The sequence below is a fragment of the Billgrantia campisalis genome, assembly GCF_022341425.1.
GTDB classification, from domain to species: Bacteria; Pseudomonadota; Gammaproteobacteria; order Pseudomonadales; family Halomonadaceae; genus Halomonas; species Halomonas campisalis.
The window spans coordinates 92,429-116,066 of sequence record NZ_JABFUC010000007.1 but is presented as its reverse complement, the minus strand read 5'-3'; the positions used below and the strand labels follow the sequence as shown (position 1 = coordinate 116,066).

General features: G+C 66.6%; 22 protein-coding genes. 14 read left to right on the top strand and 8 right to left on the bottom strand.

Annotated features, from left to right (window positions below):
• Position 1: 1 nt before the first annotated feature.
• The 8 genes from HOP52_RS10150 to HOP52_RS10115 all read left to right on the top strand — a co-directional run bounded on the left by HOP52_RS10150 (position 2) and on the right by HOP52_RS10115 (position 8,080).
• A complete protein-coding gene (locus HOP52_RS10150) occupies positions 2 to 313 on the top strand; it encodes a putative quinol monooxygenase (protein ID WP_238977268.1) in 312 nt (103 codons plus the stop codon).
• A 160-nt stretch (positions 314 to 473) separates the two neighbouring features.
• The gene (locus HOP52_RS10145) at positions 474 to 1,964 is read left to right on the top strand and encodes an NfeD family protein (RefSeq protein ID WP_238977267.1); all 1,491 of its coding nucleotides are present in this window, start codon (positions 474 to 476) and stop codon (positions 1,962 to 1,964) included.
• Positions 1,965 to 2,019: 55 nt separating this feature from the next.
• The gene (locus HOP52_RS10140) at positions 2,020 to 2,856 is read left to right on the top strand and encodes a slipin family protein (protein WP_238977266.1); all 837 of its coding nucleotides are present in this window, start codon (positions 2,020 to 2,022) and stop codon (positions 2,854 to 2,856) included.
• A gap of 72 nt (positions 2,857 to 2,928) precedes the next feature.
• Complete coding sequence (locus HOP52_RS10135; RefSeq protein ID WP_238977265.1) at positions 2,929 to 3,843, top strand: DMT family transporter; 915 nt, start codon at positions 2,929 to 2,931, stop codon at positions 3,841 to 3,843.
• A gap of 362 nt (positions 3,844 to 4,205) precedes the next feature.
• Positions 4,206 to 5,696, top strand: coding sequence for a SulP family inorganic anion transporter (locus HOP52_RS10130; protein ID WP_238977264.1), 1,491 nt, complete (start codon positions 4,206 to 4,208; stop codon positions 5,694 to 5,696).
• 1 nt (position 5,697) lies between these two features.
• A complete protein-coding gene (locus HOP52_RS10125) occupies positions 5,698 to 6,552 on the top strand; it encodes a universal stress protein (RefSeq protein WP_238977263.1) in 855 nt (284 codons plus the stop codon).
• A gap of 100 nt (positions 6,553 to 6,652) precedes the next feature.
• Positions 6,653 to 7,000 carry a putative quinol monooxygenase gene (locus HOP52_RS10120; RefSeq protein WP_238977262.1) on the top strand — a complete coding sequence of 116 codons (348 nt, stop codon included), beginning with the start codon at positions 6,653 to 6,655 and terminating at the stop codon, positions 6,998 to 7,000.
• A 225-nt stretch (positions 7,001 to 7,225) separates the two neighbouring features.
• Positions 7,226 to 8,080: a universal stress protein gene (locus HOP52_RS10115; protein ID WP_238977261.1), complete on the top strand. Its 855-nt coding sequence runs from the start codon at positions 7,226 to 7,228 to the stop codon at positions 8,078 to 8,080.
• Between the two features lie 53 nt (positions 8,081 to 8,133).
• Here HOP52_RS10115 and HOP52_RS10110 read toward each other — a convergent pair whose 3' ends face one another.
• The 6 genes from HOP52_RS10110 to HOP52_RS10085 all read right to left on the bottom strand — a co-directional run bounded on the left by HOP52_RS10110 (position 8,134) and on the right by HOP52_RS10085 (position 15,266).
• On the bottom strand, positions 8,134 to 9,183 hold the full coding sequence (locus HOP52_RS10110) for a substrate-binding domain-containing protein (RefSeq protein WP_238977260.1): 1,050 nt from the start codon (positions 9,181 to 9,183) through the stop codon (positions 8,134 to 8,136).
• 116 nt (positions 9,184 to 9,299) lie between these two features.
• Positions 9,300 to 10,406, bottom strand: coding sequence for an ABC transporter ATP-binding protein (locus HOP52_RS10105; RefSeq protein ID WP_238977259.1), 1,107 nt, complete (start codon positions 10,404 to 10,406; stop codon positions 9,300 to 9,302).
• A 105-nt stretch (positions 10,407 to 10,511) separates the two neighbouring features.
• Positions 10,512 to 12,131, bottom strand: a complete 1,620-nt coding sequence (locus tag HOP52_RS10100; protein WP_238977258.1) for an alpha-glucosidase family protein — start codon at positions 12,129 to 12,131, stop codon at positions 10,512 to 10,514.
• Positions 12,132 to 12,159: 28 nt separating this feature from the next.
• Complete coding sequence (locus tag HOP52_RS10095; protein ID WP_238977257.1) at positions 12,160 to 13,002, bottom strand: carbohydrate ABC transporter permease; 843 nt, start codon at positions 13,000 to 13,002, stop codon at positions 12,160 to 12,162.
• Complete coding sequence (locus HOP52_RS10090) at positions 12,999 to 13,979, bottom strand: carbohydrate ABC transporter permease (RefSeq protein WP_238977256.1); 981 nt, start codon at positions 13,977 to 13,979, stop codon at positions 12,999 to 13,001. The genes HOP52_RS10095 and HOP52_RS10090 overlap by 4 nt, the downstream gene beginning before the upstream one ends.
• 15 nt (positions 13,980 to 13,994) lie before the next feature.
• Positions 13,995 to 15,266: an ABC transporter substrate-binding protein gene (locus tag HOP52_RS10085; protein WP_238977255.1), complete on the bottom strand. Its 1,272-nt coding sequence runs from the start codon at positions 15,264 to 15,266 to the stop codon at positions 13,995 to 13,997.
• A gap of 327 nt (positions 15,267 to 15,593) precedes the next feature.
• Here HOP52_RS10085 and HOP52_RS10080 point away from each other — a divergent pair, with 327 nt between their 5' ends.
• Positions 15,594 to 17,072, top strand: coding sequence for a carbohydrate porin (locus HOP52_RS10080; protein ID WP_238977254.1), 1,479 nt, complete (start codon positions 15,594 to 15,596; stop codon positions 17,070 to 17,072).
• Between the two features lie 125 nt (positions 17,073 to 17,197).
• On the opposite strand, the gene HOP52_RS10075 is transcribed toward HOP52_RS10080, so the two are convergent.
• Entirely contained in the window at positions 17,198 to 18,388 is a 1,191-nt protein-coding gene (locus tag HOP52_RS10075; RefSeq protein WP_238977253.1) for an MFS transporter, read from the bottom strand.
• A 122-nt stretch (positions 18,389 to 18,510) separates the two neighbouring features.
• On the opposite strand from HOP52_RS10075, the gene HOP52_RS10070 reads away from it, so the two are divergent.
• Together HOP52_RS10070 and HOP52_RS10065 are read left to right on the top strand one after the other, a co-directional pair.
• Complete coding sequence (locus tag HOP52_RS10070; RefSeq protein WP_238977252.1) at positions 18,511 to 18,852, top strand: TraR/DksA family transcriptional regulator; 342 nt, start codon at positions 18,511 to 18,513, stop codon at positions 18,850 to 18,852.
• Positions 18,853 to 18,929: 77 nt separating this feature from the next.
• Positions 18,930 to 19,301: a RidA family protein gene (locus HOP52_RS10065; RefSeq protein WP_238977251.1), complete on the top strand. Its 372-nt coding sequence runs from the start codon at positions 18,930 to 18,932 to the stop codon at positions 19,299 to 19,301.
• 118 nt (positions 19,302 to 19,419) lie between these two features.
• Here HOP52_RS10065 and HOP52_RS10060 read toward each other — a convergent pair whose 3' ends face one another.
• Positions 19,420 to 20,283: a MurR/RpiR family transcriptional regulator gene (locus HOP52_RS10060; protein ID WP_238977250.1), complete on the bottom strand. Its 864-nt coding sequence runs from the start codon at positions 20,281 to 20,283 to the stop codon at positions 19,420 to 19,422.
• 212 nt (positions 20,284 to 20,495) lie between these two features.
• Here HOP52_RS10060 and zwf point away from each other — a divergent pair, with 212 nt between their 5' ends.
• From zwf to HOP52_RS10045, 3 genes are read left to right on the top strand one after another with little or no spacing between them, the layout of a single operon-like run.
• Positions 20,496 to 21,989 (top strand): glucose-6-phosphate dehydrogenase, encoded by a 1,494-nt coding sequence (gene zwf / locus HOP52_RS10055; protein WP_238977249.1) that lies wholly within the window; start codon positions 20,496 to 20,498, stop codon positions 21,987 to 21,989.
• A gap of 1 nt (position 21,990) precedes the next feature.
• A complete protein-coding gene (gene pgl, locus HOP52_RS10050; protein WP_238977248.1) occupies positions 21,991 to 22,665 on the top strand; it encodes a 6-phosphogluconolactonase in 675 nt (224 codons plus the stop codon).
• A 34-nt stretch (positions 22,666 to 22,699) separates the two neighbouring features.
• The gene (locus tag HOP52_RS10045) at positions 22,700 to 23,362 is read left to right on the top strand and encodes a bifunctional 4-hydroxy-2-oxoglutarate aldolase/2-dehydro-3-deoxy-phosphogluconate aldolase (RefSeq protein WP_238977247.1); all 663 of its coding nucleotides are present in this window, start codon (positions 22,700 to 22,702) and stop codon (positions 23,360 to 23,362) included.
• Positions 23,363 to 23,638: the final 276 nt, after the last annotated feature.

Here is a 23,638-nt window from a genome sequence, read left to right as displayed (position 1 = left end):
CATGTACTGCATCATCGTCCAGACCCGCCTCAAGCCCGGCCAGCGCAACGCCTTCCTGGCCGCCATGCTGCCCAATGCCGCCGCCTCGGTGCGCGAGGAACCGGGCTGTCATGTCTTCGACGTGATCGAGGATCGCGACAGCCCGGATCTCTTCCACCTCTATGAGCTGTATGCCGACGAGGCGGCGCTCGCCGCCCACAAGCAGACGCCGCACTACCTTGCCTGCCGGGAGGTGGTGAACCCCCTGATCGCTGAGCAGACCGTGATTCGTGCCGATGTGCTGGCGACCCGGCCGCGAGCGGCAACCCCCTGATCCGTGGCGGCTCGCCGGCGTTGCGAGCGCGCCCTGCGGCAGGCGATTCGATTCGGCGTCCCCACGCCTGTCCTGCTAGGCTGGAATCAGAAGAGGCTGAACCAACCGCGGCGGGGAAACTCACAAGGGACAGCTGCCGCCATCGGAAGGAAGGGTCATCATGAGCGTGCTCCGTGCCACCCTCTTTCATCGCCTGTTGCTGCTTTTCAGCCTGCTCTGCCTGGTGCTGGGCGGGCTGATGGCGTGGCAGGTCAATGCCCAGCAGGAGCAGCGCACTGCTCTGGTGCTGACCGTCGAGGGGGCCATCGGCCCCGCCACCAGCGACTATTTCCAGCGCGGCTTGAGCCGTGCCGCCGATCAGAACGCCGAGATCGTGGTGGTGCAGATGGACACCCCCGGCGGGCTGGACGCCTCCATGCGCGACATGATCCGGGCCATGCTCAACTCGTCCGTGCCGGTGGCCATCTATGTCTCGCCCAGCGGCTCCCGGGCCGCCAGCGCCGGCACCTACCTGATCTACGGCAGCCATGTGGCCGCCATGGCACCCTCCACCCACCTGGGCTCGGCGACGCCGGTACAGATGGGCGGCGGTTTCCCCGGCATCGGCGATGACGATGATGACGACAACGACGCCCGGAATGAGGAGGCGACCGAGGAGAACGGCGCCAACGATGAGGAGGCGCTGCCCGACGACGAGGCGGTGCGCGAGGAGGCCGACGAGCGCAGCGAGGCCGCCGACAGCCCGCGGCGCGGCGAGACCGCCATGGAGCGCAAGGTGCTCGAGGACGCCGTCTCCTACATTCGCGGGCTGGCCGAGCGCCACGGCCGCAACGCCGACTGGGCCGAGGAGGCGGTGCGCGAAGCGGTCAACCTGACCTCCCGCGAGGCGCTGGAGAAGAACGTCATCGACGTGGTGGCCAGCGATATCGAGGACCTGCTGGCGCAGATCGACGGCCGGACGGTGGTGATGGATCGCGGCGAGCGCACCCTGGAGACCGCCGATCTGGTCATCGAGCGCTTCGATCCCGACTGGCGCACCCAGCTGCTGCAGGTGATCACCAACCCCAACGTCGCCTACTTCCTGATGATCATCGGCTTCTACGGGCTGATCTTCGAACTCTCCAACCCGGGCAGCCTGGTGCCGGGCACCATCGGCATCATCTGCCTGCTGCTGGCGCTGTTCGCCTTCCAGGTGCTGCCGGTGAACTTCGCCGGCCTGGCGCTGATCCTGGTGGGGCTGGCGCTGATCGTCGGCGAGGCGCTGATGCCCAGCTTCGGGATACTGGGTACGGGGGGGATCGTCGCCTTCGTGATCGGCTCGGTGATCCTGATGGACGCCGACAACCTGCGTATCTCCATCCCGATGATCGCCAGCGTGGCGGCCCTGGCGTCAATCCTGATGCTGTGGGTGATGACGCGCTTCGCGGGGCTGCGACGCAGCCGGGTGCGCACCGGGCAGGAGGAGCTGGTGGGCGCCGAGGCCGTGGCGCTGGAGGATTTCGAGGGGCAGGGGCATGTACGCCTTCGCGGCGAGCGCTGGAAGGCCCGGTCAAGCCAGCCGATATATCGAGGGCAGCCGCTCAGGGTGGTGGCCATCGATGGCCTGACCGCCGAGGTGCGCCCGCTAGAGTCCCACTCATCCGGCTCGTAGCCGTGGGCTGCAGCCATCACACCGCAAGCCAAGGATTTGCCAAGGAGACGCGACCATGTTGATTACCTATCTCGTGCCGCTGGTACTGGTGCTGATGTTTCTGGCAGCAGCCATTCGAATCCTGCCGGAATACAAGCGTGGGGTGGTGTTCTTCCTCGGCCGCTTCCAGGCGGTCAAGGGGCCGGGCCTGATCATTATCATCCCCGGCATCCAGCAGATGACCGTGGTCGACCTGCGGGTAATCACCATGGACGTGCCGGAACAGGACGTCATCTCCCAGGACAACGTCACGGTAAAGGTCAACGCGGTGCTCTACTTCCGGGTGGTGGACCCGGAGAAGGCGATCATCCAGGTGGAGAACTTCACCGTCGCGACCAGCCAGCTGGCCCAGACCACGCTGCGCTCGGTGCTCGGTAAGCACGACCTGGACGAGATGCTCTCAGAGCGCGACAAGCTCAACGATGACATCCAGGAGATCATCGATGCCCAGACCGAGGAGTGGGGCATCAAAGTGGCTAACGTGGAGATCAAGCATGTCGATCTCGACGAGAGCATGATTCGCGCCATCGCCCGTCAGGCCGAGGCCGAGCGTGAGCGGCGTGCCAAGGTGATTCACGCCGAGGGTGAGCTGCAGGCCTCCAGGAAGCTGGTTGAGGCGGCCAACGTCATGGCCGAGAACTCGGCGGCGCTGCAGCTGCGCTACCTGCAGACCATGAGCGACATGAGCAACAAGAACGCCTCTACCATCTTCTTCCCGCTGCCCATGGATATCATGGAGGCCTTCCGGCACCTGAAGGCATCGCCGGCGGCCCAGGCGCGTGCCGACAGGAACGCCCGGGGCAGTAGCGAAGAGGGCGATAGCGAGCAGGGCAACAGCGGGCAGGCAGGATAGAGGCGACGGTACCTGACCACACTGCCATGGGGACATGTAACATAGGCGCCTCTCCCTGACAGCGAGGTCGCCTTGGTTCACTCTCTCTCGCACCGCCAGCAGGGGCTGCTGCTGACCGGCGGCGGTGCCCTGATCATTTCGCCCGACGCCCTGCTGATCAAGCTGATCGGCCTGCCCGACGCCGAGATCCTGGTCTGGCGGGGCCTGCTCACGGCGCTGGGCTTCATTGCCATCATGCTGCTGCGTCACGGCGCCGGGACGGTTCAGGCCTACCGGCGCTGCGGCTGGACCGGTATCGGCGTGGCGGTGCTGTTCAGCTGCTCCACCTTCGGCTTCGTGCTCGGCAATCAGTACACCAAGGGCGGCAACGTGCTGATGATCCTGGCCGGGGCGCCGCTGATCGCGGCGCTGCTGTCGCGCCTGTTTCTTGGCGAACGGCTGCCGCGGCGGACCTGGCTGGCGATCTGGCTCTGCCTGTTCGGCACCTCGCTGATCGTGCTCGACGATGCCGGTGAGGGCTCGTGGATCGGCAACGCCTTCGCGCTGCTGGCGGCGACCTCGCTGGCCGCCAATTTCACGCTCTGCCGCACCCGGCCGGGTATCGACATGAGCCCCATGCTGACCCTCTCCGGGCTGTTGGTGGCCGGTGCGGCGGCCCTGGTGGGCAGCGTCACCGGCGGGCTTGCCTTGCCACCGGCGGACAGCCTGCTGCTGCTGGTGCTGCTGTGCCTGGTGCTGCTGCCGCTGGGGTTCACCCTGATTCAGCGCGGGCCGCTCTACCTGCCCGCCGCCGAGGTGGGCCTGCTGATGCTGCTCGAGGTGGTGGTGGGCACCCTCTGGGTGTGGTGGATCCTCGCCGAGCAGCCGGCGCCCATCGCCCTGGTCGGCGGCAGCCTGGTGCTGGGCACCCTGGTCGCCAAGGGCCTCTATGAGCGCCGCCTGGAGCGCCAGCGGCGAGGCCAGGGTGCAGCGCAGCATCGAGTCTGATAGAATGCTGCGCTCCTGACCTGGCGGCCGCCTGGATCCTTTTCCAGCTAACGCGGCCGATCGAGAAGCGCGATCAGCCCGCACTGATCGTAAAGAACAAGGGAACGACACACCGTGATGACTCCCCTGACAGGGCCGGCCACGCCGCCCTAGCGTACCCCTTCCTGCTCTGGCAGCGGCGCCGTCATGGCGTCGTTACCGCTCGGCATCACGCTGATGCCGTGGGCCCCTGCGCCCCTTCTGCTCGACCCGATAGCGACCCTCCGGCAACCCACCCCCTCGCGGTGCGGCCGGAGCATGGTGTCGCATGCAAGACCCCCTGGCGCCATATGGCAAGACACTCACCCTGACTGGAACGCAGCATGTTCGAATCGATACGACAGACCTGGTTCTCCAACGTGAAAGGCGACACCCTCGCCGGTATCGTGGTCGCCCTGGCCCTGATTCCCGAGGCGATCGCCTTCTCCATCATCGCCGGCGTCGACCCCAAGGTGGGCCTCTACGCCTCTTTCTGCATCGCGGTCGTCATCGCCTTCACCGGTGGCCGCCCGGGGATGATCTCGGCGGCCACCGGTGCCATGGCGCTGCTGATGGTCACGCTGGTGCGCGATCACGGCCTCGAGTACCTGCTGGCCGCCACCCTGCTCACCGGGGTGCTGCAGATCATTGCTGGGTATCTCAAGCTCGCCGAGCTGATGCGCTTCGTGTCGCGCTCGGTGGTCACTGGCTTCGTCAACGCCCTGGCGATCCTGATTTTCATGGCCCAGCTGCCGGAGTTGACCGGCGTGACCTGGCATGTCTATGCCATGACGCTGGCGGGCCTTGGCATCATCTACGGCTTCCCCTACCTGCCCAGGATTGGCAAGTCGATCCCCTCGCCGCTGGTCTGCATCGTGGTGCTCACCGCCGTCTACCTGATCAGCGGTATGGAGATCAGAAGCGTCGGCGATATGGGCGAGCTGCCCGACACCCTGCCGATGTTCCTGTGGCCGGACGTGCCGCTCAATCTCGAGACGCTGTGGATCATCCTGCCCTATGCGCTGATGCTCACCGTGGTCGGCCTGCTCGAGTCGATGATGACCGCCACCATCGTCGACGACCTGACCGATACCCCCAGCGACAAGAACCGCGAGTGCAAGGGCCAGGGCATCGCCAACATCGGCTCCGGCCTGCTGGGCGGCATGGCGGGCTGCGCGATGATCGGCCAGTCGGTGATCAACGTGAAGTCTGGCGGCCGGACTCGCCTCTCCTCGCTGATCGCCGGCGTGGTGCTGCTGATGATGGTGGTGTTCCTCTCCGACTGGGTCTCGCAGATTCCCATGGCCGCACTCGTCGCGGTGATGATCATGGTTTCCATCGGCACCTTCAGCTGGAGCTCGATCCGTGATCTCAAGCAGCACCCCATGAGCACCAATGTGGTGATGATCGCCACCGTCATCGTCACCGTGGTGACCCACAACCTGGCCATCGGCGTCTTCGTCGGGGTGCTGCTCGCCGCCATGAACTTCGCCAACAAGGTGGGCAATATCCTCTATATCGGCAGCGAGGAGGCCGACGAGGGCAGCCGCCGCATCTACAAGGTGGTGGGGCAGGTGTTCTTCGCCTCCTCGGAGCGCTTCGGCAACGCCTTCGATTTCAAGGAGACCGTGGAGAAGGTCACCATCGACCTGTCTCGCGCCCACTTCTGGGACATCACCGCCGTTCAGACCCTGGACCGGGTGGTGATCAAGTTCCGCCGCGAGGGCACCGAGGTGGAGCTGGTGGGCCTCAACGAGGCGAGCGCCACCATCGTCGACCGCTATGCGGTGCATGACGACCCGGCCGCCGTCGAGAAACTGATGGGAGGACACTGAGATGACCGAACAGGTGATGGCCACCATCGACGGCTCGACGTTCTCGGAAGGCGTGTGCGACTACTCCGCCTGGGCCAGCCAGGCCCTGGGCGCGCCGCTGACCTTCCTGCACGTGGTGGATAACCACCCCCAGACCGCCGAGGCGGACCTCTCCGGCAATATCGGCCTGGGCTCCCGGGAGCACCTGCTGGATGAGCTCTCCCGTCTCGACGAGCAGCGCGCCAAGGTGGCCCAGGAGCAGGGCCGGCTGATGCTCAAGGCCGCCAAGGAGCGGGCCATCGAGGATGGCGTGAGCGACCCCGCCACCCGCCAGCGCAACGGCACCCTGGTCGAGACCCTGGAGGAGCTGCAGGAAGAGATGCGCCTGCTGGTGATCGGCAAGCGCGGCGAGACCGCCGACCAGGACAGCGGCCATCTGGGCTCCAACCTGGAGCGGGTGGTGCGCACCCTGCACCGGCCGATCCTGATGGTGCCGCACACCTTCAAGCGCCCCGAAGCGGTGATGATTGCCTTCGACGGCAGCAAGACCACCCGCAAGGGGGTGGAGATGCTGGCCAAGAGCCCGCTGTTCGAGGGTGTCCCGGTTCACGTGGTGATCGTCGGTGCCGAGACCGGCGACAACCGCTCCCAGCTCGACTGGGCGCTGAAGACCCTGCGCGACGGCGGCATTGATGCCGAGGGCGCCATCCGCGCCGGCGAGGTGGAGGCGACCCTGCGTGCCTACCAGGAGGAGCAGGGCATCGACCTGCTGGTGATGGGGGCCTATGGTCACTCCCGCATCCGCCAGCTGCTGGTGGGCAGCACCACCACCGAGATGCTGCGCCGCGCCAGCGTGCCCATCCTGCTGCTGCGCTGATCTTTCCCCGAGCCGGCCCCGTCCCGCACGGTGCGCCGGCTTTTTTCCATGCCAGGGCCCATCCTCGAGGTCAGCGTGGCCCACGATAAGGAGACGCTAGATGTCCCAGAAGATCTACTGCATTGCCAGCTTCAAGCCCAAGCCCGGCCGCGAAGAGGCCCTGTTCAAGGCCCTGCAGGCGCTTGAGCCCAATACGCATCGAGAGGACGGCTGCATTCGGTACACCGTGACCCGGCATATCGATCACCCCAACGCCCAGGGTGCCAGCTACCCGATCGTCTTCCACGAGACCTGGGCCAGCCGCGAGGCCTTCGAGGCGCACTGCAACCGTCGCGAGATCCAGGAATTCTTCGCCACCCATGTCGAATCGCCCGAGGGTGACGTGGACCGCGCCAACGTCTGCGTCTATACCGACGAGCCCCACGGCTACGACGCCCCGGCACTCTGAGAGCATTGGCAAGCGGCGGGGCGAAGTCCCCATGCTTTCTGTCCAAGCATGGCGAGTGGGCCCTGGCCCATGCGGCTCCGCTGACGCCCTTCCTGGAGGCTACCTGAGCGGGAGGCGGCACTCGTCGATCCGGTGCGATGTTGATCCACATCCTAGTCAAGGCATCCTGCATGGGGTAGAAACGGTGTGACAGACAACGACATACGCCAGCCAGGAAATGACACGATGACCGAACAGGTGATGGCCGCCATCGACGGCTCGAAGTTCTCGGAAGGAGTGTGCGACTACGCCGCCTGGGCCAGCCAGGCCCTGGGCGCGCCGCTGACCTTCCTGCACGTGGTGGATAACCACCCCCAGACCGCCGAGGCGGACCTCTCCGGCAATATCGGCCTGGGCTCCCGGGAACACCTGCTCGAGGAACTCTCCCAGCTCGACGAGCAGCGCGCCAAGGTGGCCCAGGAGCAGGGCCGACTGATGCTCAAGGCCGCCAAGGAGCGGGCCGTCGAGGGTGGCGTCAGCGATCCCGCCACCCGCCAGCGCAACGGCACCCTGGTGGAAACCCTCGAGGAGCTTCAGGATGAGATCCGCCTGCTGGTGGTGGGCAAGCGCGGCGAGACGGCCCACCAGGACAGCGGTCACCTGGGCTCCAACCTGGAGCGGGTGGTGCGCACCCTGCACCGGCCGATTCTGATGGTGCCGGACACCTTCAAGACCCCGGAGTCGGTGATGCTGGCCTTCGACGGCAGCAAGACCACCCGCAAGGGGGTGGAGATGCTGGCCAAGAGCCCGCTGTTCGAGGGCATCCCGGTCCACGTGGTGATCGTCGGTGCCGAGACCGGCGACAACCGCTCCCAGCTCGACTGGGCACTGAAGGCCCTGCGCGACGCCGGCCATGAGGCCGAAGGCGCCATCCGCGCCGGCGAGGTGGAGGCGACCCTGCGCGCCTACCAGGAAGAGAACGGCATCGACCTGCTGGTGATGGGCGCCTATGGCCACTCGCGCATCCGCCACCTGCTGGTGGGCAGCACCACCACCGGTATGCTACGCAAGGCGAAGGTCCCCGTGCTGCTGCTGCGTTGAGCCACCGCCGTCGCCTGACAGTCGCCGCCGACCCTTGGGTCGGCGGCGTGCGTTCAGGGGCAGCTGTCGCCGATCAGCAGCTCGGTGGACAGCAGGCTGGACGCGGGCGGCGTTAGACCGAGAATCATGCGCGCGGCCATGCGGCCCTTCTCGACGCTGTCCTGGCGCACCGTGGTCAGGCGTGGCGCTCGGTATTGCCCTTCGGCGATGCCATCGAAGCCGGTGAGGCGCAGATCCTCGGGGATCCGAAGACCGCGGTCCTCGGCCAGGGTCAGGGCGGTGAGGGCGATACGATCGGAGACACAGAGCAGCAGGTCGGGGCGCTTGTCGTCGGGCAGGTCGAGGATCGGCTCGATCACCGGGGCGCAAACCTCGAAGGTGTTCTCCTCGATGTTCCACATGGGCACGGCCGCCGGGTCATGACCCGCCTCGTCCAGGGCCCGATAGAAGCCGGTCAGGCGCGAGCGGGTGATGGTCTGCTCGGCGCTGAGCAGCCGCTGGTCGGGGGCGATGGGGCCGTTGCAGGCCTCAGCGGTAAGGCGCAGGTTGATGATGCCAGGACGGCGTGTGGCACGTCTCAGGGCGTGGCGGGCGATGGTGTAGCAGGCGTGCTCATCGTCCACATGGATCGAGGGGCGCCCCGTCACGTCGAAGTCCACCGCCACCAGCGGGGCCTGGGTCGGCAGGGTCTCCAGCAGGCTCTGGCTGGGCATCAGGCCGTAGACGATATAGCCGTCCGCCATGCTGGCGGCGCCGGGCAGCTCGCTCTGCATCTGGCGGGCGGAGAGCAGCAGCAGGGTATGGCCCTGGGCGTCCAGTACCTCGGCGACCCCGGAGAGCAGTTCGCTGGCCACGGCGTCGTTCAGGCTGTAGGTGAGGCTCTCGGCGAGGATCACCGCGATGATCCGCGAGCGCCCGGTGCGCAGGCTGCGCGCCTTGGCGTCGGGCCCGCGATAGCCCAGGCGCCTGGCCTCGCCGAGGATGCGCTCGCGCAGGGCGGGAGAGAGCTGATCCGGGCGATTGAAGGCGTTGGAAACGGTCGCCGTGGAGACACCGAGTTCCCGAGCCAAGTCCTTGAGAGTCATACGACGGGGGGTAGACACGAGCGCTTCCTTCGCTGTCTGGATCGATTCAGTTAGCTCGCTATCATAGGCCCGATGACGTGCCTTGGCCAGTGCGAACCTGGACGCCGCCCCGCTGTGGGGCGGCGTCCAGGGTCTCAGGCCGCCGCCCGGGTGCGCGTTGCCGGTAGGGCACGGTCCTGGGGGTCGAAGAGGTGGACGTGCTCGGGATCCGGCGTGAGAGCCACGCGCTGGCCGACCCGCCACGGGCTCGGTGCCTCGCTGCGATGGATCAGCAGGGTCTCGCCGGCCTTGGGCTCCAGGTAGACATAGACCTCGTTGCCCAGGTACTCGACGTTGACGATCTCGAAGGCATTGTCGCCGTTGGCCTCGACCAGGCGCAGGTGCTCGGGGCGCACGCCCAGGGTTAGCGGCTCGCCGTTGGCGTGGCGGTCGGCGTCCTGGGGCAGAGTCAGTTCGCCGATGCCCTCGACCTCGACCCGGCAGCCCAGGTCGGCGTGGCCGGCAAGGCGCGCCGGCATGAAGTTCATGGTCGGCGAGCCGATAAAGCCGGCCACGAACTTGGTCGCCGGACGCTGATAGAGCTCATGGGGCGTGCCCACCTGCTCGACCCGGCCGGCGTTGAGCACCACGATCTTGTCGGCCAGGGTCATGGCCTCTACCTGGTCGTGGGTGACGTAGATCATGGTGGATTCGAGGCGCTGGTGCAGGCGGGCGATCTCGTTGCGCATCTGCACGCGCAGCGAGGCATCCAGGTTGGAGAGCGGCTCGTCGAACAGCAGGATGCGCGGCTCCCGGGCCATGGCGCGGCCCATGGCCACGCGCTGGCGCTGGCCGCCGGAGAGCTCCTTGGGCTTGCGGTGCAGCAGGTCCTCGAGCTGCAGGATACGGGCGGTGGCCATGACCCGATCGTCGACGGTCTCCTTGACCATCTTGGCGAGCTTGAGGCCGAAGGCCATGTTCTCGTAGACCGTCATATGCGGGTAGAGGGCGTAGGACTGGAAGACCATGCCGACGCCGCGCTCCCGGGGCGGGAGCTCGTTGACCACGCTGTCGCCGATGGAGAGTTCGCCGTCGCTGATCGACTCCAGCCCGGCGATCAGCCGCAGCAGGGTCGACTTGCCGCAGCCGGAGGGGCCGACGAAGACCACGAATTCCCCGTTGCCGATGTTCAAGTCCACATCCTTGATGATGTGGGTGCTGCCGAAGACCTTGTTGACCTTGTCGAGGGTGACGCTTGCCATGGGGTGTCTCCTTGCCGGCCCGCTGCTGGCCCGGTGATGAAGGGGCTCGCCGCGGGCCGGCGGTGTTGTTATGAGAGGTGTTATGAGTGCTGTTATGAGTGTGGCTCAGAGCACGAACCAGGCGGCCTGGTAGGGCGGCAGGCGCAGGATTTCGCCATCGCGCTCGTGGGTGAAACCGTGACCGTCGAGGGCCTCGCTGACTGGTATCGGCAGCCGGGTCTCGCGAGCCTCGCCGGTGAGGTTGAAGACGCAGAGGATTCGCTCATCGCCTGTTTCGCGAACGAAGCCCAGCAGCTCCTCGCCCACGTCTACCAGCTGCAGGTCGCCTTCGACCAGCGCCGGATGGGCGCTGCGCAGGGCCAGCAGGCGGCGGGTGGCGCTGAGCACCGAGGCCGGGGCGTCCTGCTGCGCGGCGACGGCGAGCGGCAGCTGGCGGGTTTCCACCGGCAGCCAGGGTTCCACCCCCGCGGCGGTGAAGCCGCCATGCTCGGCGTTTTCCCAGGGCATGGGAGTACGACAGCCGTCGCGGCCCTTGAATTCCGGCCAGAGTACCTTGCCGTAGGGGTCCTGGATGCGCTCGAAGGGCACCTCGGCTTCCATCAGGCCCAGTTCCTCCCCCTGGTAGAGGCAAACGCTGCCGCGCAGCGAGAAGAGCATGGCCAGCGCCACCTTGGGGTAGGCGACCGGGTCCTCGTCCGCGCCCCAGCGGGTGGCGCTTCTCACCACGTCGTGGTTGGAGAGCGCCCAGCAGGGCCAGGCGTCGCCGGCCAGGCGCTGGAAGCGCTCGAGCACCTCGCGGAGATAGGCCGCCGAGCGGGGCGCGTTGAGCAGGTCGAAGGTGTAGGCCATGTGCAGCTTGTCGCCGCCGGCGGTGTATTCGGCCATGCGCGCAAGCGGGTTATCGTCGCCGATCTCGCCCACCGTGGTGGTGCCGGGGAACTCGTCCATCAGGGCACGCAGCTGCTTCAGGAAGTCGAGGTTTTCCGGGCGGCTCAGGTCGTAGACGTGGCGCTGCCAGGTGTAGGGGTTGGCGTCCGGGGCGCCCAGGGTCTTGGCCTCGCCCGCGGGCACCGGTGGATTATCGCGCAGCTCGGCGTCGTGGAAGTAGAAGTTGACGGTGTCCAGGCGGAAGCCGTCCACCCCCAGCTCCAGCCAGAAACGCATATTGTCCAGTTGGGCCTGACGCACCTCGGGGTGGTGGAAGTTGAGGTCCGGCTGGCTGGTCAGGAAGTTGTGCAGGTAGTACTGGCGGCGCCGGGAGTCGAAGGTCCAGGCGGCGCCACCGAAGATCGACAGCCAGTTGTTGGGCGGGGTGCCGTCCGGCTTGGGATCGGCCCAGACGTACCAGTCCGCCTTGGGATTGGTGCGGTCGGCACGGCTCTCCTGGAACCAGGGGTGCTGATCCGAAGTGTGGCTGATCACCTGGTCGATCATCACCTTAAGGCCCAATGAATGCGCCTTCTCCAGCAGCGCCTTGAAGTCGTCCAGGGTGCCGAACATCGGGTCCACGTCCCGGTAGTCGCTGACGTCGTAGCCGAAGTCGAGCATCGGCGAGGTGAAGAAGGGCGACAGCCAGATGCCGTCCACGCCCAGGCTCGCCACATAGTCGAGCTTGTCGGTGATGCCCGCCAGATCGCCGATGCCGTCGCCGTTGGCGTCCATAAAGCTGCGCGGATAGATCTGGTAGATGACGCCACCGCGCCACCAGAAGGTATTGTCTTGCATCTGGATTTCCTTGAAAGACATAAGGTGATTACCCCTTGACCGCGCCGGCGGTCAGCCCCGAGACGATGCGCCGCTGGAAGATGATCACCAGGATCACCAGGGGCACGGTGACGATCACCGAGGCGGCCATGATCGGGCCCCAGGGCAGCTCGTAGGCGCTGCCGCCGGAGAGCAGGGCGATGGCCACCGGCACGGTGCGCTGGCTGTCGGTGAGGGTGAAGGTCAGGGCGAACAGGAACTCGTTCCAGGCGGCGATGAAGGCCAGCAGCCCGGTGGTGGCCATGGCCGGCCACATCAGCGGCAGGAACACCTTGGTGATGGTCACCCAGGGCGTGGCGCCGTCCATGATCGCCGCCTCCTCCAGCTCCATGGGCAGCTGGCGCATGAAAGTGGTCAGCACCCAGACGGTGAAGGGCAGGGTGAAGATGGTATAGCTCAGTATCAGGCCGCCCGGGTTGTTGTAGAGATTCAGCGCGCGAATCACCTCGAACAGCCCGGAGAGCACCGCCACCTGGGGAAACATCGAGACGCCCAGTATCACCAGCAGCACCGTGGTGCGGCCGCGGAAGCGCACCCGGCCCAGGGCGTAGGAGGCGGTGATGCCCAGCAGCAGGGCGATGAACACCACGCTGGTGGCCACCAGAATGGAGTTGAAGATCGCCTGCAGGAAGCTCTTCTGGGAAAACACCTGGACATAGTTGGCCAGGCTCCAGGAGCTGGGCCACAGCTCGACCCGGAAGAGGTCGCTGGAGGGCTTGAAGGAGGTGATCACGGCGTAATAGAAGGGGAACACCGCGATGATCGCCACGAACGCCACCAGCAGCCAGAAGCCGATGCGGGTAGCGAGCTTGTTGAACTGGCGCGAAGTCATGCGTCACCTCCCAGGTTGAGTTGCTTACGGCCCAGGTAGAGATAGGCGATGGTGGCGAGTGCGATGATCAGGAACAGCAGGGTCGAGGCGGCGCTGCCGTAGCCCACGTCCTGGAATTCGACGAGCTGCTGGCGGGCGTAGATCGACATGGACATGGTGCTGGTGGAGTTGGAGGTCAGCACATAGATGACGTCGAACACCCGCAGGGCATCGAGCAGGCGGAAGATCACCGCCACCATCAGCGCCGGGGTGATCAGCGGCAGGGTCACCTTGAAGAACACCCGGACCGGATGGATGCCGTCCACCTCGGCGGCCTCGTAGCAGTCCTTGGGCAGCATCTGCATGGCGGCCAGCGCCAGCAGGGCCACGAAGGGGGTGGTCTTCCAGACGTCGACCATGATCACCGCCCACATGGAGTAGGAGGCGTCGGCGGTCCAGGCGATGGGGTCGCTAATGATGCGCAGCGCCATCAGGATCTCGTTGATGATCCCGAACTGGTCGTTGAGCATCCAGGCCCACATCTGCGCCGAAACGATGGTGGGAATCGCCCAGGGAATCAGCACCGCGGCGCGCACGAAGGTGCGGCCCTTGAACTCGGCGTTGAGGATCAGCGCCACGATCACCCCGAACACCACCTCCAGCGATACCGAGACGATGGCGAAGTAGAAGGTGTTGTACACCGAGCGCCACCAGATGGGGTCGGCGAGCACCCCGTACCAGCGGCCGTCGTCATAGACCAGGTAGTTCTCCAGGCCGATAAAGAGGATATCGCTGAGATCGGAGAGGGAAGCGTCGGTGAAACTGAAATAGAAAGTACGGATCAGCGGCCAGCCGGCCACCATGGCAAGGACTACCAGCATCGGCGCCAGGAACAGCCAGGCGGCCTTGACCCGCTGGCGCCGCACCTTGGTGCTGCGGTAGGCCTTGGCCGGGAGGCGCGCCTCGGCGGGCGCGCTCTGATTGACGGAAGTGGACATGGGAGGGCTCCCGGGTTACCAGTTGCGACGCTTGACGCGGGACAGGTCGCGTTCCAGGTCGGCCACCGCCTGCTCGCCGCTGCGGCTGCCGGAGAGCACGTCGTGGGCGGCGCTGAAGAAGGCGTTGCTGACTCGGCCATAGGCGTCGCCGGTGACCGCCGAGGGGCGGGCCACGGCGTTGACGAAGGTGTCATAGAGCTCGCCGAAGAAGGGCACCGCTTCCAGCACGGCTTCGTCTTCGTAGAGGGCTGCCAGGGTGGGGTTGTAGGCGCCCTGGATGGCGCGGCGCTTCTGCTCCTCCAGGCCGGTCAGGAAGGCCACCAGGTCGGCGGCCAGTTCGGGGTTCTCGCTGTAGCGGGAGACCGCCAGGTTCCAGCCGCCCAGGCCGGCGGCACTGGCGCCGTCGGCGCCCGCCGGCAGCTGGGTCACGCCCACCTTGCCGCGCACCTCGCTGCCGTCACTCTGGGCCAGGGACCAGGCATAGGGCCAGTTGCGCATAAAGACGGCATTGCCGCCCTGGAAGACCCCGCGGGCCTCCTCCTCGGTGTAGTTGAGCGCGCCGTTCGGGGTGATCTCGCCGATCCAGCTGGCGGCAAGGTCCAGCGCCGCGGCGGCGCGCTCGTTGTTGATGCTGATCTCGCCGTCACGCTCCACCAGGCTGCCGCCCCCATGGCTTGCCACCCACTCCAGGGCATTGACGGTCAACCCCTCGTAGGCACGGCCCTGGAAGACGAAGCCGTGCATGCGCTCGTTGCCCGCCACGCGCTCGGCGTCCTGGATGGTACGAGCGATCTCGGTGAGCTCGGCCCAGGTCTCGGGGGGCTCGAAACCGTACTGCTCCAGCAGGTCGGCCCGGTAGTAGAGCACCCCGGCATCGGTGAACCAGGGCATGGCCACCAGGCGGCCGTCCACGGTGTTGTTCTCGATGATGGTCGGGAAGTGGCCCTCGCCGGCGGTCTCCCCCAGCACCTCGCGCAGGTCGAGCAGGTGATTGGCCAGCAGGCCCGGCCAGATGACATCGATCTGGAAGACGTCGATGTCGCTGGAGTTGGCGGAGAGAATCTGCTGGTAGAGGGACAGGCGCTCGGTGGAGGAGTTGGGGGTGGAGACCACGTCGACGCTGTGGCCGGTCGCCTCTTCCCAGGCGTTTACGCCCTCCAGGCAGAGGGTCAGCTCGGCACCCACTGCGCCGCAGGAGATTGTCAGGTCGGCGGCCTGGGCCTGGCCGGTGCCGGCCAGGGCGGTAGAGCCCAGGGCGATGGCGGAGATCAGTGATTTCTTGAGCATGGGTATCCTCACGGTTGTTGTTATGGAACTGTTGTCTTAAACGATTAAGTGCGTGGCGACAGTTAAGACCATGGCAGCGGCCTCATCAACCTAGACTTTTGTCTACCTATGGTGGGGCGGCACTAGACATTGGTCGTAGTTGAAGGGAGGCGTGTTGAGCGCCAGAGCTTAAACGATTAAGTTTCTGGCCTGTGCTGGGTGCGAACGGGCCGTCGTACGCCGCCATTCTTAAACGTTTTAGGTCGTGCCTCGTCACTCCCGAACAAGGGCATCGCCTGGTCTGTGTCCGGGCCACGACATCGGATAACAACAAGGAGACACCACACCATGACCTCAGCCACCTTGAAGACACCGCTGGCCATTGCCATTGCCGCTGCTGCCGTCACGCTGAGCGGTGCAGCAAGCGCTGCCAGCCACACCCTGGAGCAGCGCCTGGCCGATCTCGAGGCGCGTATCGTTGTAGCCGAGCAGCGCGCCAACGACGCGGAACAGCGCGCCGAAGCCCAGGCCGACGGGAGGCTCTCTGCCGACGAGGTTGACGAGCGCCTGGCCCGGGTCGAGCGTCAGGCCAGCGGGGAGGAGGGCTTCTCCTTCAACGTCTACGCCCGCTCCGGCCTGCTGCTGGGCGAGGATCGCAAGAGCCTTCCCGGCGGCCCCTATGTGACGCCGGCGGGGTCGCTGGGCGGGGCCGTGGGGCGCCTGGGCAACGAGCCCGACACCTATGCCGAGGCGATCTTCAACTACCGCATGCGTTTCGACAACGGTGCTCGCGCCCACTACCGCACCATGCTTGCCGAGGGCACCACCACCAGCAACGACTGGAACGACGACTCCAATCTCAACGTGCGCCAGGTCTATGCCGAGTTCAGCGACCTGCCGAGTTTCACTGGCGCCTTCGAGAATGCCTCGATCTGGGCCGGTAAGCGCTTCGATCGCGATAATTTCGATATCCATTGGATGGATACGGACTTCGTCTTCCTGGCCGGTACCGGGGCGGGGCTCTATGATGTCCAACTGGCCGACAACTGGCGTTCCAACTTTTCGCTCTACGGGCGCAGCTTCAGCGACTTCCAGGTCAATCGCGAGGATCCCGGGCTCACCGGCGATACCGACAGCCTGATCCTGACCGCCAACAACTATGTCGGCAACTGGCAGTGGATGGTCAATGCCATCTCCGCCGCCGACAACGATGAGCGCATGCTCGACAGCGGTGACACCGCCGCCGACAGCGGCTGGCATACCATGGTGGCCTATCACGGCGACAGTTTCTTCGGCCTGGGTGACGGCAACTTCAAGGTGGCACTGCTGCATGGCCAGGGCCTGGGCGCCGAGGTCAAGGGTATCGGCAGCAACGGCACCCTGACCGAGGATGCCCACTCCACCCGAGTGGCGCTCTATGGCACCACCTACCTGGCCCCCAGCTGGCGAGTCGCCCCGGCGCTGATGGCCGAGGTCAGCCAGGATCGCCATATGAAGGGCGATGAGTTCAAGTGGGCCACCGCCAACGTGCGCCTGGCCAACGAGATCACCCAGAATTTCGAGATGCAGTACGAGGCCAGCTACCAGTATATGGACCTGGACCAGGGGGAGGGTGGCAGCGCGGTCAGTGGTGACTTCGGCAAGCTGACCATCGCCCCGACCTTCAAACCCCAGGTGGGCGGCTTCTGGCAGCGGCCCGAGATCCGCGCCTTCGCCTCCTACACCGACTGGAGCGAGGAGCTGAACGAGTTCAACGGCAGCTTCGGCAGTGAAGGCTTCACCGGCGGCCAGTGGAGCTTTGGCGTCCAGACCGAAGTCTGGTTCTGAGGTCGGTGGCCCGGTAAGGCCGGGCCACACGACGCTGTTTCGATCCTTGCCCGCGGCTCTGGCCGCGGGTTTTTCGATGGGTGGCCACTCAGGCGTTGCTCACGGAACCCAAGACCCCTGGCAGCTCAGCGGGGCGTCTGGACCTCTCGCAGCACCCCCTGGGCCAGCAGCCAGCCGCCGATGAGAAAGGCCAGCATGCCGGCGAGGATCAGGCGGAAGTCGGCGCCCAGGTCCAGGGCAATGCCCAGCGCCGCGGGCGCCAGGCCGGTGGAGAAGACCATGGCCGCGCTCAGGGTGGCGCGCACCTTGCCCAGGTGCTCGGCGCCCCAGAGCCGCACCAGCAGGCTGGTGGCGATGGACTCCTGGGCACCCATGGCCAGCCCACCGCCCACCATCAGCGCCCAGACGCCGGCGTGCCCGCCCCAGGCGATGGCCAGGGTCAGGGCCAGGGCATAGGGCAGCAGATAGAGCCGCGCCAGGCGCACCGGGCCCAGCCTGTCGACGAAGCGCCCGCCGACCAGGGCGCCGGGCAGCTTGGCCAGCCCCATGCCGGTCAGCGCCAGGGCGTAGATGCCCAGGGTGCTGCCCAGGTCCTCGGTCATCTGCGCCTGGTAGAGGAACAGCCCGGTCATGGTGATCGGCAGTACCATCAGCAGCGGCAGCAGCTGCCAGAAGCGGCGCTCGCGTAAGGGGCGCGGGCCGCTGCGTTGCTGGCCGCGTTCGGGGCGTATGCCCGGCGCCTTCGGCCAGGGGCCGCGCATCAGCAGCGGCAGCCACAGGGTGGCCAGGACCAGGGCAAACAGCCACCACAGCTCGCGCCAGCCCAGCCAGATCAGCAGCGCCGCCACCAGCGGTGGCAGCGCCGTTTCGCCGAGCACCAGCCCGATGCCGGTCAGGCCCAGGGCGCGCCCGCGCAGGGCCGTGAACTCGCGGCCGGCCAGGGTATTGCCCAGGTGGGTCATCATCCCCTGGCCGCACAGGCGCACCAGCCCCAGGCCGAGCAGCCCCAGCCACCAGCCTGGGGCCAGGGTCAGCAGCAGGATGCCGGTGAGCAGAGCGCCGAGCACGATCAGGGCGAAGCGCCGGGGGGCGATCCAGTCGATGCTCGGCCCCAGGCGTAGCACGGCGAAGCCGGCGACCAGGGTCACCAGTGCATAGGCGCTGCCGAACTGACCGGCGGAGAGGCCGAGTCGTTCGCTGATCGGCGCCTGGAACAGGCCGATGAAGAAGCTCTGACCGAGACTCGAGGTGAACATCGCCAGGAAGGTGATGGCGAGCAAGCCGCGATGATCCCGCAGCAGGGTGCGGTAGCCCATGACGCCCTCCGTGAGCGGTGGCATGATGACGGAAACGCAGCGGGCCGCGAAGGCGGCCCGGCCGCACATGATAGCAGCTAGCCGGGGGCCTGCCTCCGGCGGTCCACGAGCAGGAGGCTGGCATGAATCATCCCGAGTTGGACATGGCCGCGATGGTCGAGCGGCTCGAGGCCCTGCGCCGCGAGCTGCTCGCCGATAGCGAGTCGAGCCGTGATGCCCGCGATACGGTGGTGCTCGATCAGACCTCGGTGGGGCGCCTGTCGCGGATGGACGCCCTGCAGGGCCAGGCCATGGCCAAGGCCGAGGAGGAGCGGCGCCAGCTGGCCCTCAAGCGGATTGCGGCGGCCTTCCAGCGGATCGAGCGAGGCGAGTACGGCGAGTGCATCGAATGCGGAGAGTGGATCGGCAGGGCGCGTCTGGAGTGGGATCCGCTGGCATTGAAATGTATCGACTGTGCCGATTAGTCGGGTAGAATCAACTGCCTTTTTACTTTTTTCGAGTCGATTATTTTAGTCGGCTCCCGCATCCAAGGGAACGCGCCATGACCATCATTCGTCACGACACCAAGGCACGCATGAGCCGTGCCGTGATCCACAACGGTATCGCCTACCTGTGCGGCCAAGTGGCCGGCCCCGAGGCGCGCCACGGCGACATCACCGAGCAGACGCAGAGCATGCTGGCGCGTGTCGATGCGCTGCTCGTCGAGATCGGCTCCGACCGTGAGCACCTGCTCACGGCGACGATCTATCTGAAGGATGGTCACGACTTCGCCGCCATGAACGCGGTGTGGGACGCCTGGGTGCCCACCGGCCACGCCCCGGCGCGTACCTGCGTCTGCGCGCCGATGCCCGCCGATGAACTCCGGGTCGAAATCACCGTCACCGCCCTGGTGGTCGGCGAGTACAGCTATTAAGGACATCCTCTTAGCGACTGCAGGGATCGTCCAGGACACTCCCCTCTCGCGGCCGCAGCCGCCGTGAGAGGGCGCCCACGGCGATATTCAGCGTCGCCGAGATCCTCGCCCGGCGGCGTCAGTCGCGCCCGCCGGCCGGATAGCGGGTCTCCTGCAGGCTGTCCTTGATCTTCTTCAGGTGGGGCAGGAAGTCCTCACCGCGGCGCAGGGTCACTCCGGTGGCCAGGACATCGATCAGCGTCAGTTGGATCATGCGCGAGGTCATCGGCATGTAGAGGTCAGTGTCCTCGGGGGTGGCGACTTCGAGGGTTTCGGTACACTCGGCTGCCAGGGGCGAGCCGGGGGCGGTGATACCGAGCACCACCGCGCCACTCTCCCGGGCCAGCCGGGCGATGTCCACCAGTTCGCGGGTGCGGCCCGTCCAGGAGATCACCACCACCACGTCGCCGGTGTGGCAGGCGGAGGCGATCATGCGCTGCATCAGCACGTCGACGTAGGAGGTCACCGGCAGGTTGAAGCGGAAGAACTTGTGCTGGGCGTCCTGGGCCACGGCCCCGGAGGCGCCCAGGCCGAAGAAGTGGATCTGCTTGGCCTGAGTGAGATAGTCCACCACCCGCTCGATGCGGGCCGGGTCGATGTCGCGGCTGGCCTCGTCCAGGGCGGCGATGGTGGCGCCGAAGATCTTGCGGGTATAGTCGGTGGCGGCATCGCTGGGCTCCACCGCCTGGCTCACATAGGGGGTGCCGCCGGCCAGGCTTTGGGCCAGCTTGATCTTGAAGTCGGGATAGCCCTTGGCCTCGAAGTTGCGGCAAAAGCGGTTGACCGTGGGCTCGCTGACCGAGGCCGCCTGTGCCAGGCTGGCAATGCTCAGGCCCGTGGCGCGGGCCGGGTCGGCGAGGATCACGTCGGCGACCTTGCGCTCGGAGCGATTGAGTTCATCGAGCCGTTGGCGAATGCGCTGAAGCAGATCGTGATGGGCCATGGTGGGTAGGCGTCTCCGTGCGGCGATAAGGGGCGTTGGCGGGGCGTTGCCCCAATGTGGTGATTTAACTACGTCAATGCCGCTATCCTAGCGTGAAGCGCCGCTCGAGTGCGAACGGTGTCCGCTTTCATGTGTAATATTACAAAAATTACTTGATTTTTTTATCCCCTGTGGCGTATTTTTTAGTAAATTAACCAAAAAAAGGGGGCGGCATGAGCCACTTCACCCGATCCGGCCAGGCGGCCAACACCGAGATCGACCTGGCGCTGTTCGGGGCCCTCGGCGATCTGGCGCAGCGCAAGCTGTTTCCGGCCCTTTTTCACCTCGACCGCGAGGGGCTGCTGGACTCCGGTACCCGCCTGCTCGGCCTGGCGCGTCAGGAGCTCGACGCGGAGGCCTTCAAGGTGCGGGTGGAAGCGGCGCTGAAGACTCACGTCAAGGCCGAGGAGCTCGATCGCGCGGTGCTCAAGCGCTTTCTGGCCCGGCTTGAGTATCGCCAGCTCGACTTCAGCCAGGCTGAGGGCTACGCGGCGATACGCGAGTGGCGCGAGGGCGCGCCCCGCCCCATGGTGATCTACCTGTCGGTAGCGGCGAAGCTCTACGGCGATATCTGCCGCCACCTGGAGGCCAGTGGCAGCCTCGATGAGCAGAGCCGCGTAGTGGTGGAGAAGCCGATCGGCTACGACCTGGCCTCCTCGGCCGAGATCAACGATGCCATCGGCGCGGTCTTCCCCGAATCGCGGATCTATCGCATCGATCACTACCTGGGCAAGGAAACGGTGCAGAACCTGATTGCACTGCGCTTCGCCAACCCTCTCTTCGGCACCCAGTGGAACCAGAACCACATCTCCCACGTGGAGATCACCGTGGCCGAGAAGGTCGGGATCGAGGGACGCTGGGGCTACTTCGACGAGGCTGGGCAGCTGCGCGACATGGTGCAGAACCACCTGCTGCAGCTGGTCTGCCTGATCGCCATGGACCCGCCGGCCAACCTGGACGCCGACGCCATCCGCGACGAGAAGGTCAAGGTGCTCAAGGCGCTCAAGCCGTTCACCGATGACATGCTGGGACGCGACGTGGTGCGTGGCCAGTACATCGCCGGCACCAGCGAGGGCAAGAGCGTGCCGGGCTACCTGGACGAGGACGGCGCCAACACCGAGAGTCACACCGAGACCTTCGTGGCCATGAAGACCCAGGTGGCCAACTGGCGCTGGGCCGGCGTGCCCTTCTACCTGCGCACCGGCAAGCGCATGCCGGAGAAGCTCTCGCAGATCGTCATTCACTTTCGCCAGCAGCCCCACTATATCTTCGACCCCGACCAGCGCGGCCTGGCGGCCAACAAGCTGGTGATCCGCCTGCAGCCCGAAGAGGGCATCGCCCTGCAGGTGCTGACCAAGGACAGCGGGCTGGACAAGGGTATGCGCCTGCGTCCCGGGCCGCTGCACCTGGACTTCAGCAGCGCCTTCCCCAAGACGCGGATTCCCGACGCCTACGAGCGGCTGCTGCTCGAAGTAATGAAGGGCCAGCAGTACCTGTTCGTGCGCCGCGACGAGGTCGAATACGCCTGGCGCTGGTGCGACAGCCTGATCGCCGCCTGGGAGGATCGCAATGAACGGCCGCGCCGCTACCCGGCCGGCTCCTGGGGGCCGGTCGCGTCCATCGCGATGATTACCCAAGACGGTCGCAGCTGGTATGAGGACTATTGAGATGTCGTACGATGCCACCCCCCGTGAGACGCTGGCTTGTCAGCTGGCCGGCGCCGTTGCCGACGCCCTGCGTCAGGATCTTGTACAGCAGGAGAGGGCCCTGCTGGTGGTCTCCGGCGGCTCGACCCCGGTGCCCTTCTTTCGGGCGCTGGCCGCAAGCGACCTGCCCTGGTCGCGCATCGACGTGACCCTGGCCGATGAGCGCTGGGTGCCCGAGGAGGATCCCGACAGCAATGCCCGCCTGGTACGCGAGCATCTGCTGCAGGGCCCGGCCGCCGCGGCCAATTTCGTGGGGCTGACCACCGCCGACCCGACCCCCGAGCAGGGGGTGGCCGAGGTGGCCGAGCGTCTCGAAGGGCTGGCCTGGCCGGCCAGCCTGGTGATCCTCGGCATGGGCGGCGATGGCCACACCGCTTCGCTGTTTCCCGACAGCCGTGAGCTCGACCTGGCGCTCTCCACCGGCGATCCGCTGGTGGCGGTGCGTACCCCGAGCCAGCCCCAGGCGCGTATCACCCTGAGTGCCGACCGGCTGCACCAGGCGCGGCGTCACCTGCTGCATATCACCGGCGGCGACAAGCGTGCCGTGCTGGGGCGTGCCCTGGCCGGGGACGACATGCGTGAGCTGCCGATCCGCGCCTTTCTTTCCTGTCCCTTGGCCGTCTACTGGGCCCCCTGACCGTTTCTGGCCCGACTTTCTGGAGTGCTTACCCATGACCATCGAAAAACAGCTGCCGTCCACGCGTACCACCGAGCTCGATAGCATCTGCCTCAAGGCGGAGGTGATCCCGGTGCTCGCCATCGCGCGCATCGAGGATGCCGTGCCGCTGGCCACGGCCCTGGTCGAGGGTGGCCTGACCGTGCTCGAGGTGACGCTGCGCACCGACTGCGCCCTGGACGCCATCCGCCGTATCAACGAAGCGCTGCCCCAGGCCAGCGTCGGCGTGGGCACCGTGCTGACCCCGGCCCAGTATCGCCAGGCCGAGCAGGTGGGCGCCGACTTCGTGGTCACCCCGGGTACCACCGAAGCCCTCTACCGCTACGGGGTGACCAGTTCGGTGCCCATGCTGCCCGGCGTGGCCACCGTCTCAGAGCTGATGACCGGCTGGCAGTACGGCTACCGGCGCTTCAAGTTCTTTCCCGCCGAGGCCAGCGGTGGCGTCAAGGCGCTCAAGGCCTTTGCCGGGCCGATCCCCGATGCGCGCTTCTGCCCCACCGGTGGGATCGGCATCAACAATGCCGAAGACTACCTGGCGCTGAAGAACGTGATGTGCGTGGGCGGCTCCTGGCTGACTCCCAAGTCGCTGGTCGACGCCGAAGACTGGGATGCCATCCGCTCGCTGGCGCGCGAGGCGGCGGAGCGCTTCCACCACTGACAGACTAAATTCTCAGTGCACGTTCCCTGTGCTCTCGTGGCAGCCTGGCTGCCCTTGTCGCCCGGCCCCTGCGGTCGGGTTTTTTTATGAATGCCAGGTCGGTGCGGCATCGTCAGAAGGTCTCCCACTCGACCTCGGCGTCGCGTTGGCGGATGGCCGGCGCGGGTCGATGGCGGGGCATGGGGTCGAGGTGGGTGGCCGGGCGTGGTGTCGCCGGCGACGCCTGAGCGCCCTGATGTGCCGGCCGGATGGTGTCCGAGAGGAAGGCACCGGCGC

Coding starts and splice junctions, on each gene's coding strand:
- HOP52_RS10150 (WP_238977268.1), top strand. CDS start 2: ATGTACTGCATCATCGTCCAGACCCGCCTCAAGCCCGGCCAGCGCAAC.
- HOP52_RS10105 (WP_238977259.1), bottom strand. CDS start 10,406: ATGGCAAGCGTCACCCTCGACAAGGTCAACAAGGTCTTCGGCAGCACC.
- HOP52_RS10120 (WP_238977262.1), top strand. CDS start 6,653: ATGTCCCAGAAGATCTACTGCATTGCCAGCTTCAAGCCCAAGCCCGGC.
- zwf (WP_238977249.1), top strand. CDS start 20,496: ATGAGCCACTTCACCCGATCCGGCCAGGCGGCCAACACCGAGATCGAC.
- HOP52_RS10065 (WP_238977251.1), top strand. CDS start 18,930: ATGACCATCATTCGTCACGACACCAAGGCACGCATGAGCCGTGCCGTG.
- pgl (WP_238977248.1), top strand. CDS start 21,991: ATGTCGTACGATGCCACCCCCCGTGAGACGCTGGCTTGTCAGCTGGCC.
- HOP52_RS10085 (WP_238977255.1), bottom strand. CDS start 15,266: ATGCTCAAGAAATCACTGATCTCCGCCATCGCCCTGGGCTCTACCGCC.
- HOP52_RS10070 (WP_238977252.1), top strand. CDS start 18,511: ATGAATCATCCCGAGTTGGACATGGCCGCGATGGTCGAGCGGCTCGAG.
- HOP52_RS10080 (WP_238977254.1), top strand. CDS start 15,594: ATGACCTCAGCCACCTTGAAGACACCGCTGGCCATTGCCATTGCCGCT.
- HOP52_RS10145 (WP_238977267.1), top strand. CDS start 474: ATGAGCGTGCTCCGTGCCACCCTCTTTCATCGCCTGTTGCTGCTTTTC.
- HOP52_RS10060 (WP_238977250.1), bottom strand. CDS start 20,283: ATGGCCCATCACGATCTGCTTCAGCGCATTCGCCAACGGCTCGATGAA.
- HOP52_RS10075 (WP_238977253.1), bottom strand. CDS start 18,388: ATGGGCTACCGCACCCTGCTGCGGGATCATCGCGGCTTGCTCGCCATC.
- HOP52_RS10045 (WP_238977247.1), top strand. CDS start 22,700: ATGACCATCGAAAAACAGCTGCCGTCCACGCGTACCACCGAGCTCGAT.
- HOP52_RS10130 (WP_238977264.1), top strand. CDS start 4,206: ATGTTCGAATCGATACGACAGACCTGGTTCTCCAACGTGAAAGGCGAC.
- HOP52_RS10140 (WP_238977266.1), top strand. CDS start 2,020: ATGTTGATTACCTATCTCGTGCCGCTGGTACTGGTGCTGATGTTTCTG.
- HOP52_RS10125 (WP_238977263.1), top strand. CDS start 5,698: ATGACCGAACAGGTGATGGCCACCATCGACGGCTCGACGTTCTCGGAA.
- HOP52_RS10090 (WP_238977256.1), bottom strand. CDS start 13,979: ATGTCCACTTCCGTCAATCAGAGCGCGCCCGCCGAGGCGCGCCTCCCG.
- HOP52_RS10095 (WP_238977257.1), bottom strand. CDS start 13,002: ATGACTTCGCGCCAGTTCAACAAGCTCGCTACCCGCATCGGCTTCTGG.
- HOP52_RS10100 (WP_238977258.1), bottom strand. CDS start 12,131: ATGCAAGACAATACCTTCTGGTGGCGCGGTGGCGTCATCTACCAGATC.
- HOP52_RS10115 (WP_238977261.1), top strand. CDS start 7,226: ATGACCGAACAGGTGATGGCCGCCATCGACGGCTCGAAGTTCTCGGAA.